This window comes from Paenimyroides marinum, from assembly GCF_900108395.1.
Lineage (GTDB): Bacteria > Bacteroidota > Bacteroidia > Flavobacteriales > Flavobacteriaceae > Flavobacterium > Flavobacterium marinum.
Window position 1 is genome coordinate 21604 of record NZ_FNXE01000017.1, and the last position, 18487, is coordinate 40090.

Below are 18487 nucleotides of genomic sequence, written 5' to 3' on the forward strand. Positions count from 1 at the left end.
CTAATTATTTTTTTGTTGTACGTTTTGTCGTTGTGGTTTTCTTTGTGGTTTTAGACGCAGTTTTTTTTGCCGTTGTTTTTTTTGCAGGAGCTTTCTTTTCGATTAATTCTTTTATTTCATCTAATGTTAAAGCTGCGGCATCTACGTCTTTACTTAATTCGATTTTTACTTTTCCCTGTAAAATAACCGAACGCCCCCAACGTGCCTTTTCTACCCGGATACCTTCTTCTTTAAAATCGTGAATAACCTTATCCTTTTCTTTTTGAAGTTTATCTTCAATCAATTCAATAATATCATCATTAGAAAGATGATCAAAATCGTATTTTTTATTTACGTTGATAAACATATTATTCCATTTAATAAACGGACCAAAACGCCCCACGCCTTTTTGAACCGGCAACCCTTGATATTCTGCAATTGGTGCATCGGCTTTTTGTTTTTGCTGAATTAATTCTATGGCACGCTCTAAAGTTACATCTAACGGATCTTCGCCTTTTGCCAACGACACGAACATTTCTGCATAACGTACATACGGACCAAAACGACCGTTGTTTACTTCGACCGTTTCACCCTGATACTCACCTAATGTTTTAGGCAGCAGGAACAATGATAAGGCTTCATCCAGCGAAATGGTTCCTATATTTTGCGTAGGATTTAAACTTGCGAATTGCTTTTCTTCGTCTTCGGCACCGCCAATTTGTGCCATGGGTCCAAATTTACCTAAACGAACCGATACCGGCTTTCCCGTTTTGGGATCTGTCCCCAATATACGCTCGCCCGATTCGCGTTCGGCATTTTTCTCTACGTCAACCACATTTGGATGGAAATGACTGTAAAATTCATTCATCATTTTTGTCCAGTCTAAATTTCCTTCGGCAATTTCGTCAAAACTTTCTTCTACTCTTGCCGTAAAATTGTAATCTAAAATGGTAGCGAAATTCTTCACCAAGAAATCGGTGACAATGTTTCCAATGTCTGTTGGAATTAATTTTCCTTTATCGGCACCTACTTTTTCTATTTGTGTAGCTGTAGAAATTTTATCGTTTACCAAATTCAACACCTGATAATTGCGTTCGGTTCCTTCGGCGGTACCTTTTTCTACATAGTTTCTTGCAATAATGGTAGAAATAGTTGGTGCATACGTTGAAGGGCGACCAATACCTAACTCTTCTAACTTTTTAACCAAAGCAGCTTCGGTATATCGGGCAGGCGGACGTGAAAAACGCTGTGTTGCCGTAATGCTGTTATTCAGTAATTGTTCATTTACTTTCATTGCAGGCAACAATCCTTCTTGTTCTTCTTCCTCGTCATCGTGCCCTTCTAAATATATTTTTAAAAATCCTTCAAACAACAACACCTCACCGGTTGCCATAAAATGCTCGTTGTGTTTATCGGCAACAATGGTAACATTGGTGCGTTCTAATTGCGCTTCGCTCATTTGTGAGGCAATGGTACGTTTCCAGATCAATTCATATAAACGTGCCTGATCACGGTCTATATTTACCGTGTGACGTGACATATCTGTGGGACGGATCGCTTCGTGGGCTTCCTGTGCTCCTTTTGCTTTTGTAGAAAAATTGCGGGGCTTACTGAATTCTTTTCCGTAATAGTTTACAATCTCGGTTTCAGCCGCCTTAATGGCATCTTGCGACAAGTTTACACTATCGGTTCTCATATACGTAATCAATCCGTTTTCGTATAAACGCTGTGCCAACATCATGGTTTGTGAAACCGAATAATACAGTTTACGCGATGCTTCTTGTTGCAAAGTTGATGTGGTGAACGGCGCTGCCGGAGATTTTTTTGCAGGTTTGGTTTCTAAATCGGAAACTTTAAATTGTGCACCGATATTTTTTTCGAGAAACGATTGTGCTTCTTCCTGTGTCTTGAAATTTTTTGGCAATCTGGCTTTAAACGATTTGTCGTTGGCTGCAACAAATTCAGCAGAAATACTAAATGATGATTCGGTTTTAAAATTATCGATCTCTCGTTCGCGTTCTACAATTAAACGGACAGAAACCGACTGCACACGTCCGGCAGAAAGACCTGCCCGAACTTTTTTCCACAACACCGGCGACAGTTCGTAACCAACTAAACGGTCTAAAACACGGCGTGCCTGTTGTGCGTTTACTAAATTATAATCGATTCCCCTTGGGTTTTCAATTGCTTTTTGAATGGCTGTTTTCGTAATTTCGTGAAAAACAATACGTTTGGTATTATCTTGTTTTAATTTTAATTCTTCTGCCAAATGCCATGCAATAGCTTCTCCTTCACGGTCTTCATCGGAAGCCAGCCAAACCATTTCGGCTTTCTTTGCTAAGTCTTTAAGCTTTTTTACTACGGCTTTTTTATCGGCAGAAACCTCATATTTAGGTTTAAAATTATTTGCTACATCCACGCCTATTTCCTTGGCGGGAATATCGGCAATATGTCCAAAACTTGATTCTACCTGATATTCTTTTCCTAAAAACTTTTCTATTGTTTTTGCCTTTGCTGGCGACTCTACGATCACTAAATTCTTTGCCATTATGTTTTAATTTGATAGCAAAAGTATAGGATTTTTTTAAAAAAAGCTTTTTTTGATTTTTTTTAATTGTATTGTTTTACATTTTTAGACAGAATTTGTTTCACTGTTTGCACCATTTTTTCGGGTTCGATAATTTTAATTTGATGGTTATGAGCTAAAAGTTCAGATACCAGCTCCATGGTCGGAATTACCTGCAAACTAATAATTGTTTTACCATTTTCTATTTCGGTTTTTTGCGATGGATGAATAGGCAATGTGCTGAAATATTTACCGTATTCGACAGATGTTTCAATTTTAACAGTTGTTTTTTCTGAAAAACCCTCAAGCGGTTTGGTGGTTATACCTATATAATCGTTAAAATGTTTTTGAACATCAACAACGTCTTTCAAAACAAACTCCGTTGTTGCCTCGCAATGATTGATTCTGTCTAATGCAAAGGTTTTCAATACGTTTATTTTGGCGCCGTTCTTAATCTCAAACCCAACCACATACCAGCGATTTTTACTTTCTTTCAAGGCTAAAGGCATCAGTTTGCGGTAATCAGCCTTATATTGGTCAAATTTCTGATAATTAAATTCTAAATGCTTTTTTAGGCAGATAGCTTCTTTTATAGTATTGTAATTATCTAATCCGGTGCCTTTTCTTTTGTCGATAAAAATAAAATCCTGATTTGAAACATCCTGCGCAATGTTCAGCATCTTTAAACTTTCCATGGTAAACAAATGACTGTTTTTTGATTCTTCGGCCAAGGATTCGTTATGCAAAAGGTATTTTTTTCTTTTTTTATCGAAGATGATTTTTATCTTCAACGAGGACTGAATATCCTTAATATCTCTTTGAAAAGTCCGCAAAGAAATACTGTGATTTTCGTCGACAAATGTACTTTTTAGTTTGCTGTTCAACTCGTTAAAAGTTAATCCGGTTTCACCCATTGTTTGAAAAAGTTCCACAATGCGCGTTAACCTGCTGATTAAATTGTGTTTTGTTGCCATAAAATTTATCCAAAAGTGTTTTTAAATAATTGTTCAATGGCATCCATTCCAAAAAAATTGATGTTTCTGGTGCCAATTCCGGTAAAGTTTAAAGATGTAATTTTTGGTGGTGTTTTTAAAATGCAGAAATCGCCAAAATAATAATCGTAATAAAACCATTGCAATTGTTCCTGATCATATACAAAAACATTTTTTTGTGCATCAACCGCCATTTGAATTGCCCAGGCAGTTCCGCCTTTTACTACCAATTTTTCATTTTGCTTTTTTAAGGTGGAAACCGCAAAAACCTCATCGGCATATTTTACCTGAAACCAGTTGCGTGCCAACAATTTTAAATACGAATGAATACGTGAACGCTTCAGAACTTCATTGGCTTTGTAAACATTTTTAATGCCTTCGTTAAATTCATTTTCGTTGAGTTCATATTTATTTTCAGATTGGTGAAAACGCGTTTTATAAGAATACGCCACCACATTGATATGGTATCGCTTTGAAAAAAATTCAAAACAAGCATCGGCACCTTCGGCACCACCAGAATGACACGTATATTTGTTTATTGGTTTCATACCGTAAAGATACAATTAAGCAGCGACATTATACGTCGTATTAAAATTATCTAAAAATCATCTGCCATCTTGTCATAAAATTAATATAAATCATATCTTTGCATATTGATTAGTACACGATTGTGATTTTATGGAAAAGGTAATAGAAGAACAAAAACAAGGCACAAGCCTGGTTTTAGATCAGCGAAAAGATAATACCAAAAAATTATTTATAGAAAGCTATGGTTGTCAGATGAATTTTTCAGACAGCGAAATTGTAGCGTCTATTTTAGCCAACGAAGGTTATAATACAACCCAAAATTTAGAAGAAGCCGATTTGGTTTTAGTGAACACCTGTTCGATCCGCGACAAAGCCGAACAAACCGTTCGCAAACGCTTAGAACAATACAATGCCGTAAAAAAGATTAATCCGGTAATGAAAGTAGGGGTTTTAGGCTGTATGGCAGAACGTTTAAAAAGCAAATTTCTGGAAGAAGAAAAAATTGTGGATATGGTTGTAGGTCCTGATGCTTACAAAGACATTCCCAATTTGTTGAAAGACGTAAACGACGGACGTGATGCGATTAATGTAATTCTTTCAAAAGAAGAAACCTATGGCGATATTTCCCCGGTACGTTTAAACAGTAATGGTGTTACCGCTTTTGTGTCAATTACCCGTGGATGCGACAACATGTGTACGTTCTGTGTGGTTCCTTTCACACGTGGTCGTGAGCGTTCGCGTGAGCCGCAAAGTATCATGGAAGAAATAAAGGACCTGTACAAACGTGGCTTTAAAGAAATTACGCTTTTGGGTCAAAATGTAGATTCGTATTTGTGGTACGGTGGCGGATTGAAAAAGGATTACGATAAAGCAACCGATATGCAGAAAGCAACCGCAGTGGATTTTGCCCAATTATTAGATATGTGTGCAACGGCTTATCCAAAAATGCGTTTCCGATTTTCAACGTCAAACCCACAGGATATGCACGAAGAGGTAATTCACGTAATGGCAAAACATCACAACATCTGCAAATACATTCACTTACCGGTACAGTCAGGTTCAACCCGTATTTTAAAGGAGATGAACCGTCAGCACACACGCGAAGAATACATCGCTTTGGTAGATACTATTTATAGAATCATTCCGGAAATTTCGCTATCGCAGGATATGATTGCAGGTTTCCCAACCGAAACAGAAGAAGACCATCAGGATACCCTATCGTTAATGGAACATGTTCGTTACGATTTTGGTTATATGTTTGCCTATTCTGAACGTCCGGGAACGTTAGCTGCCCGAAAAATGGAAGATGATGTACCGGAACCAGTAAAAAAACGACGTTTACAGGAAATTGTTGACTTACAACAACGCATTGCAATGGAACGTACCAAACGTTTTGTTGGCGATACCGTTGAAGTATTGATCGAAAAAACATCAAAACGATCTGATGAACACTGGTCGGGAAGGAACTCGCAAAACACCACTGTAGTTTTTCCTAAAGAAACGTATAAAGTAGGTGATTTTGTATTGGTTAAAGTAACCGATTGTACGTCGGCAACATTAATTGGCGAAGCTGTGGGATATAGCGAAATGCAGTAATTTTAAAGCCACGGCTTACAGAATTCAGAAGAAATCCTTCTACTCCTGTAATCCGTGACTAAAAAAATTGAAACAGACCAAATGGAAAACGTTCAAAATATAAAACAACGATTTGAGATCATCGGAAACGATCCGAAATTAAACCGTGCATTAGAGAAAGCCATTCAGGTAGCTCCAACCGATATTTCTGTTTTGGTTACCGGTGAAAGCGGTGTGGGTAAAGAAAATATTCCAAAAATAATTCACGCATTATCGCATCGCAAACACGGAAAATATATTGCGGTAAACTGTGGTGCCATCCCAGAAGGTACAATAGATTCTGAATTGTTCGGACACGAAAAAGGTGCTTTTACCGGTGCTGTTGGTAGTCGCGAAGGTTATTTTGAAGTCGCAAACGGCGGAACTATTTTTTTAGACGAAGTGGGTGAACTACCTTTAACCACACAAGTTCGGTTATTACGTGTATTAGAAAACGGCGAATTTATCAAAGTAGGTTCATCAAAAGTTCAAAAAACCGATGTACGCATTGTAGCTGCCACCAACGTAAAAATGTTTGAAGCGATTGACAAAGGAAAATTCCGCGAAGATCTGTATTATCGTTTAAGTACCGTAGAAATCAACCTGCCGCCTTTACGAGAGCGTGGTGACGATATTCATTTGCTGTTCCGAAAATTTTCATCGGATTTTGCTCATAAATACAAGATGCCTCCCATTAAATTATCGCCCGAAGCAGCAGAATATTTAATACATTACCGATGGAGCGGTAACATTCGCCAATTAAGGAATATTGCCGAACAAATTTCTGTTATTGAAACCAACCGTGAAATCAATTTAAAAACCATTCAGTCTTATTTGCCTGAACGCAATGCTCAATTACCATCACTTATCGAAACAAAAAAGGCGGAAAGTGATTTTAGCAACGAACGTGAAATTTTGTATAAGGTTTTATTTGACATGAAAGCCGACTTAACTGATTTAAAAAAACTAACACTTGAACTAATGAATAATTCTAATTCTTCTCAGGTTCAGGAAACAAACAAATCGTTGATTCAGCGTATTTACGGACAAAACGACGAACAAAACAAACCTGCGAATCGTTCCATTCCTTTAAGTGAGCACGCAGCTTCATCAAATAACAATCATCAGACTGAAGTAATCAATGAAGAAGACGAAGACGATTATTTAATTGCTGAAACCGTTGACGAAGAAGAAACACTGAAATTAGAAGAAAAAGAAATTCAATTGATTAAAAAAGCATTAGAACGCAACAGTGGAAAACGCAAAGCGGCAGCCGATGAATTGGGTATTTCAGAACGAACATTGTACAGGAAAATTAAACAGTACGATTTGTAATATTAAGTATGAAAGCCATAAGTCTTTCCTTGCGAACGAAGTGATGCAATCTAAACAAGTCAACAATTAAACAAATGAAAAAACAACACACATTATACAAATTTACAGCATTACTTTTCTGTTTGATTTTATCGGGCTGCGGAGCCTATAACTTTACAGGAACAGGAAAAATTGATGCAGAAACCTTTCAGGTAAATTACTTTTTAAACAATGCCGAACTGGTTGAACCGGGTATTGAACGTACCTTTACCAATGCGTTGCAAGATTTGTTGGTAAACCAAACCAGTTTAAGCATGACCAACACTAATGCCGATTTGGTGTACGAAGGCGAAATCACACAATACCGCATTTCGCCAATGACGGCTACTGCAGATCAAACTGCTGCACAAAACCGCTTGTATATTGCCATAAACGTTCGTTTTACCAACAGAAAAAATCCGGAAGATGATTTTGAAAAAACATTTTCACATTTTAAGGATTATCCGGCAAATGAATTGTTAACCGGCAGCAATTTATCGGGGTATTTAGAAGAAATTTACGAACGTATTACACAAGATGTTTTCAATGCGTCGTTAGCAAAATGGTAAGTTTTATGAATGCACAACAATACACCCAATGGCTTAACAACCCTTATCAATTAACTGAAGAAAATACCGAAACGCTAAAACAGTTAACCAATCAGTATCCTTATTTGCAATCGGCTCGGGCATTGTATTTAAAAACCCTGCACCAGCAACGCAGTTTTTTGTATAACAGCGAATTAAAAAAAACCGCTGCATATACCACCGACCGCGATGTACTGTTTGACTATATTATTTCGGAAGATTTTATTTCTTACAAACCTTTACAAATTGAAGAAGTTAATGTCATTGATGAAAATTATATCGAATTTAAAAAGCCGGAGCCTACTTTAGACGAAACTATTGAAAAACGTGTTTTAGATACTTTGGTTTATATTGAAAATCAGGATAAAGAAACCGAATTGATCCAAAAAATAGATCAGATTTCTAAATCGAAAATTGATGCTAAAACGGAAAAAGAAGCAAATAGCAATCAAAATCTCCCGGAGATTCCTGAAGAAATCCATCAGATTGAAGAGCACTTAGAAGTAGGCAAACCTTTAGATTTTTCTGAAAACGATAAATTTTCTTTTACCGAATGGCTAAAACTAACAACCGCACAACCCATTCAGCGCGAAAATACAGAATTGCCCGATGAAGAACATTTTTTTCCGGACGAAAAAAAATCAGCAGGAGAAAGCATTCCGGACAAACAAAAAAAGATGGAAATCATCAATCGGTTTATAGAGGCAAATCCTAAAATAACTCCGAGTAAATCAGCTGTTGCACCGTCAATAAATACCGATAGATTTGGTGAAGAAGAACCTTTCTACATGACCGAAACTTTAGCCCGGATTTACCTGGAACAGAAAAAATATCAAAAAGCAATACAAGCTTATGAAATTTTAATTTTGAAATATCCGGAAAAAAGTAGTTTATTTGCAAATCGAATTTCCGATATAAAAAAATTACAGGAGTTTAATAATATATAAAACAAACTAATATGTTTACATTATTTTTAGTGTTGATCACTATCGTTTCATTACTTTTAATTATCGTTATTATGATCCAAAACCCTAAAGGTGGCGGTTTAGATTCATCGTTAGGCGGTTCTACATCGGTTGGTGGGGTTCAAAATACCAATAAATTTTTAGATAAAAGTACATGGACTCTGGCAGCTGCTTTAGTAATTTTGGTTTTAGTTTCAAGTTTAAGTTTTACTTCAGATTACTCAGCAGATTCTAAAATTTTAGATCCAAACACAGTAATTACGCAACCAACCTTGCCCAATGCGGCTCCACAAAGTACACCAAGTCAGGAAACACCTGTCACGCAGGAACAACAACCGGCTAACTAATAAAATTTCAAATGCCAGCTTTATGACAAGCTGGCATTTTTTTTCTGTCAAAAAATCATCTTTTTTTATTGGCACGCTTTTGGTCAAATCAAAAGCAAATTTATATTATCAAATACAAATCAAAAAATTATGGCATTAAACATTAAACCATTGGCAGATCGCGTGATTATTGAACCGGCTGCCGCAGAGACTCAAACTGCTTCAGGAATTATTATTCCGGACACGGCAAAAGAAAAACCTCAAAAAGGAACTGTTGTTGCCGTTGGTAATGGTAAAAAAGATGAACCATTAACCGTACAAGTAGGCGATACCGTTTTATACGGAAAATACGCCGGAACCGAATTAAAATTTGAAGGTAAAGATTACCTGATTATGCGTGAAGACGATATTCTGGCAATTATATAAGTTCAAAGTTTCAGGTTTAAAGTTCCAGGTTTTTGGAAAAACAACTTTAAACAATACTAAACATTAAACAATTTAAACAAAAATAAAAATGGCAAAAGATATAAAATTCGATATTGAAGCACGCGACGGATTAAAACGCGGTGTGGACGCATTGGCAAATGCAGTAAAAGTAACTTTAGGTCCAAAAGGACGCAACGTAATTATTTCCAAATCATTTGGTGCGCCACACGTAACCAAAGATGGTGTTTCGGTTGCAAAAGAAATCGAACTGGAAGATACTCTGGAAAATATGGGTGCACAAATGGTTAAAGAAGTGGCATCAAAAACTAATGATTTGGCTGGTGACGGAACAACAACTGCAACTGTTTTGGCTCAGGCTATCGTTAAAGAAGGCTTGAAAAACGTGGCTGCCGGAGCCAATCCAATGGATTTAAAACGCGGAATCGACAAAGCGGTTGAGGCTATTGTTGCCGATTTAGCAAAACAAACACAGGAAGTTGGTTCAACTACCGAAAAAATAAAACAAGTGGCTTCTATTTCTGCCAACAACGATGAAGTTATTGGTGAATTGATTTCTGAAGCTTTTGGAAAAGTAGGTAAAGAAGGTGTAATCACTGTTGAAGAAGCAAAAGGAACAGATACGTATGTTGATGTGGTAGAAGGAATGCAATTTGACAGAGGTTATCTTTCTCCTTATTTCGTGACCAATCCGGAAAAAATGGAAACGGAATTTGAAAATCCATACATTTTATTATACGATAAAAAGATTTCTTCATTAAAAGAATTATTACCAGTTTTAGAACCGGTAGCTCAATCAGGAAAAGCTTTATTAATCATCGCAGAAGATGTGGATGGCGAAGCGTTATCAACTTTGGTTGTAAACAAATTACGCGGTGCATTGAAAATTGCTGCGGTAAAAGCACCAGGCTTTGGCGACAGAAGAAAAGCCATGTTGGAAGACATCGCTATCTTAACTGGCGGAACTGTAATTGCTGAAGAAAGCGGATATACATTGGAAAATGCTACTTTGGAAATGTTGGGAACCGCAGAACGCGTTTCTATCGACAAAGACAACACAACCATTGTAAACGGTGCCGGAGATTCTGAATTGATTAAAAACAGAGTGAACCAGATTAAAGCACAAATGGAAACGACAACTTCTGATTATGATCGTGAAAAATTGCAGGAGCGTTTGGCTAAATTAGCCGGAGGTGTTGCTGTTCTTTACGTGGGTGCTGCTTCAGAAGTGGAAATGAAAGAGAAAAAAGACCGTGTGGACGATGCTTTGCACGCAACACGCGCTGCGGTAGAAGAAGGAATCGTTGCCGGTGGTGGCGTTGCTTTGTTGAGAGCCAAAGCTGCTTTAAGTTCTATCGAGGCATTAAATGCAGACGAAAAAACAGGTATTCAGATTGTTTCACGCGCGATAGAATCTCCATTGCGTACTATTGTTGAAAATGCAGGTTTAGAAGGATCTGTAATTGTTGCAAAAGTTGCTGAAGGAACCGGAAACTATGGTTATAACGCTAAAACAGATGAATATGTAGATATGCTTTCTGCAGGAATCATCGACCCTAAAAAAGTAACTCGTGTAGCTTTAGAAAACGCAGCTTCGGTTGCCGGTATGATTTTAACTACCGAATGTGCTTTGGTGGATATTAAAGAAGAAGGCGGAAGCGGAATGCCTCCAATGGGTGGCGGAATGCCGGGAATGATGTAAGACATTCTAAATATAATCAATAAAAAACCGCTCATAATTGAGCGGTTTTTTATTGATTTAAAATTTTAAGATTCTCTATCATATTGGCAACAACCGTGTAAATTTTCATACGATTCTTTTGTTGCTTTTATATTTTTGGTATCGTGACCGGCTTTAGCAACCGCCTCTTCAATTTGTTTGGAATTGGTTTTATTTTCATCGATAATTAAATGAAGCATTTGATCATCACTGTGCCAATCTGCAGATTTTACTCCTTTCACACCAAAAGCGGCTTTTTCAATACGTTTTTTACACATATCGCAATTGCCTTTTACTTCGATATCTACTTTTGCATTTTTACTTTTCTTTTCCTGTGCTTGTGATGTAAATGCAACGCCTAAAACGGCTAACATCAATACTACATATTTTTTCATCTTTCTTTATTTTTAAATTGTTAGTTATTTCTATTGAAATAATTTGTTAGTTTATCGTGTCTCAACTACACTCAAATTGACAATTCTTTTGACTTTATGACTTTCGACTTAATTACTGTTTAATTTTAAATCGCAATCCGGCATAATACATCTGTCCGAAAATCGGCCCATATACAATAGTACTATCAAATTCATTGCCAAACGGATCATCGGCACCTAAAATAACATGATGCTGACGGTAATTTCCAATATTCTCTCCGCCAATATAGACTTCAAAATTATCAGAAAATACTTTGGTAACCTGTGCATTAATCGTAGAAAACGAACTGGTATATGTCGGCAATTGATTTTCTTGCGAATTATCTCCGGTATATGGCAAACGTTGTTTTCCTAACCAATTCCACGTGGCATCAAATTTCCAGTAACTGCCGTTATGCTCGTGTGTCATAAACTCAAGATTTGCAAACAAACGGTGTTTTGCCTGTAACGGACGTTCTAAATCTTTGCCGTTATATGTTGTTTTAATATCGTAATATTTATAAGCCGCTCTTAGGTTTAAGTGCTTGATGATATTGTAATTTAATTCTGCCTGAAAAGAATTAGCATACGATTTTCCGTCTAAATTATAAAAATTCACCGTACGTGCCGATTGATCTAAATCTACCACAATCTGGTTTTGAAAATCGGTGCGGTAAAAATCTAACGTAACACTGGTATTTTTGTTCAAAAACTGAAAATCCTGAGTGATGCTCACACCGTAATTCCAAGCAATTTCAGGATCCATTCCATAAGCTTTTCCGCCTTCATCTAAAATATTGAACTGACGCGAACTTGCAAACAAATATTGATTTTCGGCAAAAATATTCGCTAAACGTTTTCCGCGACCTGCCGAAGCACGAAGGGTTGTTTTTTCCCACGGATTATAACGCAAATGCAAACGAGGGGTCACAAAAGTTCCCAATCGGTTAGAATTATCAATCCGTCCGCCTAAAATCAAAGCCAAATTATCGGTATTATCGTACGTATATTCAAAAAATGCTCCGTAGCTTGTATCGGTTCGGTCGTAATTCTGAGCGGTGTAATTATATACAAATTCAGAATAATCATCGTACATAAAACTTACTCCGGTTGAGAATTTATGCAGTGTATTGCTGATGATGGAACTATACAGCAAGTTTGAGTAAATGCTTCGTTGTGTAATGTTGAACTGATTCAACCCAAAATAAGAATTTTGTTTGTGATAGCTGAACGAGTTTTGCCAGCCAAAGCTTTTATAAGGTTGATCGGGAAAAACATAACCAACTTTTGAACTGGCGTCAAACTTATCGGTATTTAATTCAGAGCCCCATTTATCTGTGGTTAATTTATGGATGTTTTTATCAAAATCGATCTCGCCGGTTTGTTTTTCGTCTTTCATATAACGTGCCGTTAAAAAAGCAATCCAGCCTTTTTCCAGATTTTGATACTGCCAACGGTTCATTATATTGATCTGACTTCCCAACGGATTGTCTAAAAATCCGTCGTGATTCATATCGTTCTTTTTAACCCGGGTATTTCCATGAAGAAATAAAGAAGAGCTCCATTTATCAGAAATCTTTTCATTAAAATGCGCATTCATTTCAAAACGAGCATCGGTAGATCCATATAAATTCAGATAAAACGGAATATCGTTTGCAGGTTTGATCAGTTCGGTATTAATCTGGCCGGAAATACTTTCAAAACCATTTACAACGCTTCCGGCACCTTTTGTAACCTGAATACTTTCTACCCATGTTCCTGGTGTAAACGACAATCCATAAGCTTGTGATGCTCCGCGAACGCTGGGAATATTTTCTTCGGCAATTAAAATATACGGACTGGTTAACCCCAACATTTTAATTTGTTTTGATCCGGAAATAGCATCTGAAAAATTCACATCAATAGATGGATTGGTTTCAAACGATTCTGCCAAATTACAACAAGCTGCTTTTAACAACTCACCACTGTTCATTGTTTGCGAGTTAGTTATACCTTTATTGCGTTCGGTATTTTTCTTGTTTACATTTACAACCAATTCACCTAAATTAGCTTCGGGTTGAATATTAAACGTGTAAAATTGGTCTTTATCTGTTAATTCGGCTTCTAAAACTTCGTATCCTTCGGCATACACATAAACCACATTTGGTTCGTTTAAAGTAACTTCAAACATTCCGAATTTATCTGTAGTACCAACAACGCTGTCGTTAACCGTAATATTTGCGTTTTCTATTGATTGATTGTAAGTATTTAAAATTTTACCCTTATAAGTATCTTGGGCATAAAGGGTGTGCATAGCTAAAGTGCACACTACTAATAATGTATATTTCATAAAATTGCATAACTAATTAAACATTCTTTTTAATAAAAAAATGTTTGTTATGCATAGAGCAGGTACTGGCTGTATAGTTTGTATAAAGGTGGTGCGTTACTTTCACAACAAAAAGCAACATCTATCTTTTTTGGAAGATTAATTTCTGTAAGAACAACCGGCTGAAATTTATATACTGCAGGTGCCAAAAAATCGGTAAACTGTTGCGATTGAAATACTTTTACAACAACCTCGTCTGTTTTTTGTTTGATTGTTTGATCTTTACAACAATCTTTTTTACTGGTTTCGTTTTTTTCTTTACAGCAAGATTTTTCGTGTGTTTCTGCTGCACAGTTTATAGAAGACGCATAACCCAATTCTATTTTTTCAATAACATTACCACAATAATGAATATTGACAGCCAAGCCTAAGTTTGAAAAAAGCAAGGCGGCTGTTAACATTAAATTGTAAAAATAACGTGGCAACATATTAAATTTTGATGCGTTTTAATTTTTTGTAAATTTACTAAAAAAAGATGATGGAAAAAGAACAATTAAAGAATACTTTAACACAGCTGTTATCTTCACATAAAACAAATAATGAAAAATTGCAGGAGATCTGCCTGTTTCTAAAGGAAAATATCCCCCATTACGATTGGGTTGGATTTTATTTTACCGATGCCAATAAAAGAGAATTACACCTGGGACCATTTGCCGGATTACCCACCGACCACACAACCATTCCGTTTGGTAAAGGTATTTGCGGACAGGTTGCCGAAAGCAACCAAACTTTTCTGGTAAGCGATATTACAGCTCAGGACAATTATATTTCGTGCAATATCAACGTAAAATCGGAAATTGTTGTCCCTATTATTGTTAATGATATAAATATCGGACAAATAGACATTGATTCAAATACCTTAAATGCATTTACCAGTGAAGACAAACAACTCTTAGAATGGTTAACGAAAGAAATTAGCAAGATGTATCAAAAACTAAAAACATCTACATAAAATTGCGAATTAAAAAAAAAGATGTACATTTGCACAGAATTTTTTAATTCAAAACATTACATAATAATCATTTAAAGAATATTGGCATGTATTTAACTAAAGAAGTTAAAGAAGAAATCTTCGCTAAACACGGAGGTTCTGCAACAAACACAGGTTCTGCAGAAGGACAAATTGCATTATTTACTTACAGAATTTCACACTTAACTGAACACTTAAAGAAAAATCGTCACGATTATAACACTGAGCGTTCATTGGTTTTATTAGTAGGTAAAAGAAGAAGTCTTTTAGACTACTTAAAGAAAAAAGATATCAACAGATATCGTGAAATTATTAAAGAATTGGGTATTAGAAAATAATCCATTTACAAAGAGGTGTGCGCATGTGCACCTCTTTTTCATTTATATTTAAGCATAAAAGCTTGGTTTTTCATTGGGGCACTAAACAACAACACAACAACACAACCCTTTGTTTAATTAAGAATTAAAAAATTTATGATTCCTAAAGTAACCCAAGAAATTATCGATTTGGGCGATGGTAGAACCATCTCAATCGAAACAGGTAAATTAGCCAAACAAGCAGACGGTTCTGTTGTAGTTCGTTCAGGAAACTGTATGATTTTAGCTACGGCAGTTTCTGCAAAAACTGCAAATCCGGGTATCGATTTTTTACCATTAACAGTAGATTATCGCGAAAAATTCTCGGCAGCAGGTCGTTTCCCGGGTGGATTCTTTAAAAGAGAAGCTCGTCCAAGCGATCAGGAAATCTTAACCATGCGTTTGGTTGACCGTTGTTTGCGTCCGTTATTTCCTGATGACTATCATGCCGAGACTCAAATTATGCTTCAGTTAATGTCATTCGACGAAAATGTAATGCCTGATGCAATGGCTGGTTTAGCTGCATCTGCTGCATTGGCTGTTTCTGACATTCCTTTTTACAATTTGATTTCAGAAGTACGCGTTGGTCGTGTAAACGGACAATTGATCATCAACCCTACCAAAAAACAATTGGAAGAATCAGACATCGATATGATGATTGGAGCTTCTAAAGATTCGGTTTGTATGGTAGAAGGTGAGATGAAAGAAATTTCAGAAGCCGAAATGGTAGAAGCTATTAAATTTGCACACGAAGCAATTATCGTTCAAATTGAAGCTCAGGAAAAAATGCGTGCCGCATTATCTTTAGATTACAGAACATACGAACCTGAAGAAAATGACGATACGTTAAAAGCAGAAATACATACTTTTGCTTACGATAAATTTTACGCTATTGCTGCTGAAGCAAGTGCAAAACACGAACGCACCGAAAAATTTGCAGCACTGAAAGAAGAATTACTAGCTAATTTTTCTGAAGAAACCATAGAAGAGAAAAAAGAATTAATTTCTAAATATTTTTCTAAAACACAAAAAGAAGCTGTTCGTAACCTGGTTTTAGATCAAGGTTTACGTTTAGACGGACGTAAAACTACAGAAATCCGAAACATTTGGAGTGAAGTCGATTATTTACCGTCAGCACACGGTTCATCAGTGTTTACACGTGGTGAAACCCAGGCATTGGCAACAGTAACCTTAGGAACATCTCGCGAAGCAAACGTAATTGATTTACCAAGCGAACAAGGCGAAGAGCGTTTTTATTTACATTACAATTTTCCCCCGTTCTCTACCGGTGAAGCAAAACCATTACGTGGCGTTTCTCGTCGCGAAGTTGGTCACGGAAACCTGGCACAACGCGCATTGAAAAACATGATTCCTGCCGATTGTCCTTACACCATTCGTTTAGTTTCTGACGTATTAGAATCGAACGGATCATCATCTATGGCAACTGTTTGTGCAGGCACATTAGCTTTGATGGATGCAGGTATTCAAATTGAAAAACCGGTATCGGGTATCGCTATGGGATTGATTACCGATGGCAGCCGTTTTGCTGTATTGTCTGATATTTTAGGTGACGAAGATCACCTGGGAGATATGGACTTTAAAGTAACAGGTACAAAAGACGGTATCACTGCTTGCCAAATGGATATTAAAATTGACGGGTTGCGTTACGACATCATGGAACAAGCTTTGAAACAAGCACATGAAGGACGTATGCACATTTTAGGAAAAATCACTGAAACCATTGCTGCTCCAAAAGCAACTGTTAAAGCACATGCCCCTAAAATCATTAAATTTGAAATTCCTAAAGATTTTATCGGTGCAGTTATTGGACCAGGCGGTAAAAACATTCAGGCATTACAGGCTGAAACCCAAACCACTATTGTTATTACAGAAGAAGGTGATTATGGAATCATTGAAATCTTAGGTGTTTCACAAGAAGGCATAGATAAAGCAATTTCATCTATACAAAATCAAATATTCACACCGGTTGAAGGTGAAGTTTACAAAGTTAAAGTAACAAAAATGTTAGATTTTGGTGCAGTGGTAGAATTTGTTCCCGGAAAAGATTCGTTATTACACGTATCTGAGTTTGACTGGAAACGCATTGAAAATCCGTCAGATGTTTTAAAAGAAGGTGATGTTTTAGACGTGAAATATTTAGGTTTGGATCCAAAAACCAAAAAACCAAAAGTATCTCGTAAAGCATTATTGCCACGTCCGCCAAAACCGGAAGGTAAACCAGAAAACAAAGAAGGTAGACCAGAAAACAGGAACAATGGTAACAGACCTTCTAACGATAGAAAAGAAGAAAATAAATAGTTAATTGTTAATTATACTTTAAACCGGTGAGTAACGCTCATCGGTTTTTTTATTTTTGATAAAATCTATTTTTATGAAAAGCTCTATACTATTTTTCTTTGTAGCGTTTTCAAGCATTACGCAAGCACAGGTTACCCTTCAGGTTTCTGACCAAGAGTCAAAAGAAAACATTGAATTCGCAAGCATTTTGCTGCCCGATTACCAAAAGAGTTTTGTTGCCGATGAAAAAGGAAAATTTGTTGTCGATACCGAACAATACAAACTGCCATTAAAAGTAATTGCCGAACAATTTGGGTTTCAACAAAAGGAAATTACGCTGCAAAATACGACTAAAATTTACAATATCAGTCTTACTCCTTCTTCTGAAATATTGCGAGAAATTATTATTCCGCCTGCAAATGCGAAAATCAAAGAGCGTACTTTTGGAATAACGAATGAAAGTACCGGAAAATTCAAAGGAGAAGATTCTACCCATAATTATAACCAAAATAGTATGGATACTGATTATGAATTTGGAATGATCATCAACACAAAAGAGAAATTCATAAAAGTAAAAAAAGTACATTGGCACATAAATGGTTTCACTTATAAAAGAGCCTTCTTCTCTGTTTATTTTTATGAAGTAGCGAATGGAAAACCAACCAAAAGAATACCGCACGAGAACATCAATTTTATTTTGACTAATAAAAATATCGGTTGGAATAAGATTAATGTAGAAAATCTGGATATCTACATAAGTAGCCATAAAAAGATTGCAGTGGTTCTCAAGCAACAGAAAGTGGAATTTGAAAAAGGTAAAAGTGAAGGAGCCTTTTTTCAAAACATAGGTTTAACTATGGGAAATACTTTCGTCACAAGAACTTCCTATTATAACGAATGGCTTACATTGCCCGCAAGTTTCCCTTTTTACATCACTGTAGATTCGTATGAATAAAAATTTTGAAACTTTTGTGTAACCTTTTACCACTTTGTGCGTATAACTAAGAC

General features: G+C 36.3%; 17 protein-coding genes. 11 read left to right on the forward strand and 6 right to left on the reverse strand.

From position 1 onward, the window contains the following. Positions 1-4: 4 nt before the first annotated feature. The 3 genes from topA to BLW20_RS07080 all read right to left on the reverse strand — a co-directional run bounded on the left by topA (position 5) and on the right by BLW20_RS07080 (position 4085). Entirely contained in the window at positions 5-2527 is a 2523-nt protein-coding gene (gene topA / locus BLW20_RS07070; RefSeq protein WP_091098149.1) for a type I DNA topoisomerase, read from the reverse strand. A 62-nt stretch (positions 2528-2589) separates the two neighbouring features. Then, positions 2590-3519 carry a helix-turn-helix transcriptional regulator gene (locus BLW20_RS07075; protein ID WP_091098152.1) on the reverse strand — a complete coding sequence of 310 codons (930 nt, stop codon included), beginning with the start codon at positions 3517-3519 and terminating at the stop codon, positions 2590-2592. Positions 3520-3524: 5 nt separating this feature from the next. Further along, a complete protein-coding gene (locus BLW20_RS07080) occupies positions 3525-4085 on the reverse strand; it encodes a hypothetical protein (RefSeq protein ID WP_091098155.1) in 561 nt (186 codons plus the stop codon). Positions 4086-4215: 130 nt separating this feature from the next. On the opposite strand from BLW20_RS07080, the gene miaB reads away from it, so the two are divergent. The 7 genes from miaB to groL all read left to right on the forward strand — a co-directional run bounded on the left by miaB (position 4216) and on the right by groL (position 11056). Continuing rightward, entirely contained in the window at positions 4216-5661 is a 1446-nt protein-coding gene (gene miaB / locus BLW20_RS07085) for a tRNA (N6-isopentenyl adenosine(37)-C2)-methylthiotransferase MiaB (protein ID WP_091098159.1), read from the forward strand. An 81-nt stretch (positions 5662-5742) separates the two neighbouring features. Then, positions 5743-7014 carry a sigma-54 interaction domain-containing protein gene (locus BLW20_RS07090; protein WP_091098257.1) on the forward strand — a complete coding sequence of 424 codons (1272 nt, stop codon included), beginning with the start codon at positions 5743-5745 and terminating at the stop codon, positions 7012-7014. Positions 7015-7088: 74 nt separating this feature from the next. Further along, on the forward strand, positions 7089-7601 hold the full coding sequence (locus tag BLW20_RS07095; protein WP_091098162.1) for an LptE family protein: 513 nt from the start codon (positions 7089-7091) through the stop codon (positions 7599-7601). Between the two features lie 5 nt (positions 7602-7606). Next, a complete protein-coding gene (locus tag BLW20_RS07100) occupies positions 7607-8566 on the forward strand; it encodes a tetratricopeptide repeat protein (protein ID WP_091098261.1) in 960 nt (319 codons plus the stop codon). A gap of 11 nt (positions 8567-8577) precedes the next feature. Next, positions 8578-8931, forward strand: coding sequence for a preprotein translocase subunit SecG (gene secG / locus BLW20_RS07105; RefSeq protein ID WP_091098166.1), 354 nt, complete (start codon positions 8578-8580; stop codon positions 8929-8931). A 129-nt stretch (positions 8932-9060) separates the two neighbouring features. Then, positions 9061-9336, forward strand: coding sequence for a co-chaperone GroES (locus BLW20_RS07110; RefSeq protein WP_091098170.1), 276 nt, complete (start codon positions 9061-9063; stop codon positions 9334-9336). An 88-nt stretch (positions 9337-9424) separates the two neighbouring features. Continuing rightward, positions 9425-11056 carry a chaperonin GroEL gene (gene groL / locus BLW20_RS07115; RefSeq protein WP_091098173.1) on the forward strand — a complete coding sequence of 544 codons (1632 nt, stop codon included), beginning with the start codon at positions 9425-9427 and terminating at the stop codon, positions 11054-11056. Positions 11057-11121: 65 nt separating this feature from the next. Here the strand turns inward: groL and BLW20_RS07120 are convergent, their stop codons facing one another. From BLW20_RS07120 to BLW20_RS07130, 3 genes are all read right to left on the reverse strand, one after another. Continuing rightward, positions 11122-11469: a heavy-metal-associated domain-containing protein gene (locus tag BLW20_RS07120; protein WP_091098177.1), complete on the reverse strand. Its 348-nt coding sequence runs from the start codon at positions 11467-11469 to the stop codon at positions 11122-11124. Positions 11470-11581: 112 nt separating this feature from the next. Beyond that, complete coding sequence (locus tag BLW20_RS07125) at positions 11582-13816, reverse strand: TonB-dependent receptor plug domain-containing protein (RefSeq protein ID WP_091098181.1); 2235 nt, start codon at positions 13814-13816, stop codon at positions 11582-11584. Positions 13817-13863: 47 nt separating this feature from the next. Next, the gene (locus BLW20_RS07130; protein WP_143037750.1) at positions 13864-14256 is read right to left on the reverse strand and encodes an HYC_CC_PP family protein; all 393 of its coding nucleotides are present in this window, start codon (positions 14254-14256) and stop codon (positions 13864-13866) included. 77 nt (positions 14257-14333) lie between these two features. Between BLW20_RS07130 and BLW20_RS07135 the strand changes: the two genes are divergently transcribed. The 4 genes from BLW20_RS07135 (at position 14334) to BLW20_RS07150 (ending at position 18434) form a co-directional block, all read left to right on the forward strand. Then, a complete protein-coding gene (locus tag BLW20_RS07135) occupies positions 14334-14807 on the forward strand; it encodes a GAF domain-containing protein (protein ID WP_091098187.1) in 474 nt (157 codons plus the stop codon). An 86-nt stretch (positions 14808-14893) separates the two neighbouring features. Next, positions 14894-15163, forward strand: coding sequence for a 30S ribosomal protein S15 (rpsO, locus tag BLW20_RS07140; RefSeq protein ID WP_091098189.1), 270 nt, complete (start codon positions 14894-14896; stop codon positions 15161-15163). Between the two features lie 135 nt (positions 15164-15298). After that, positions 15299-17500 carry a polyribonucleotide nucleotidyltransferase gene (locus BLW20_RS07145; RefSeq protein WP_091098194.1) on the forward strand — a complete coding sequence of 734 codons (2202 nt, stop codon included), beginning with the start codon at positions 15299-15301 and terminating at the stop codon, positions 17498-17500. A 73-nt stretch (positions 17501-17573) separates the two neighbouring features. Continuing rightward, the gene (locus tag BLW20_RS07150) at positions 17574-18434 is read left to right on the forward strand and encodes a carboxypeptidase-like regulatory domain-containing protein (protein ID WP_091098198.1); all 861 of its coding nucleotides are present in this window, start codon (positions 17574-17576) and stop codon (positions 18432-18434) included. The last annotated feature ends 53 nt before the right edge of the window (positions 18435-18487 follow it).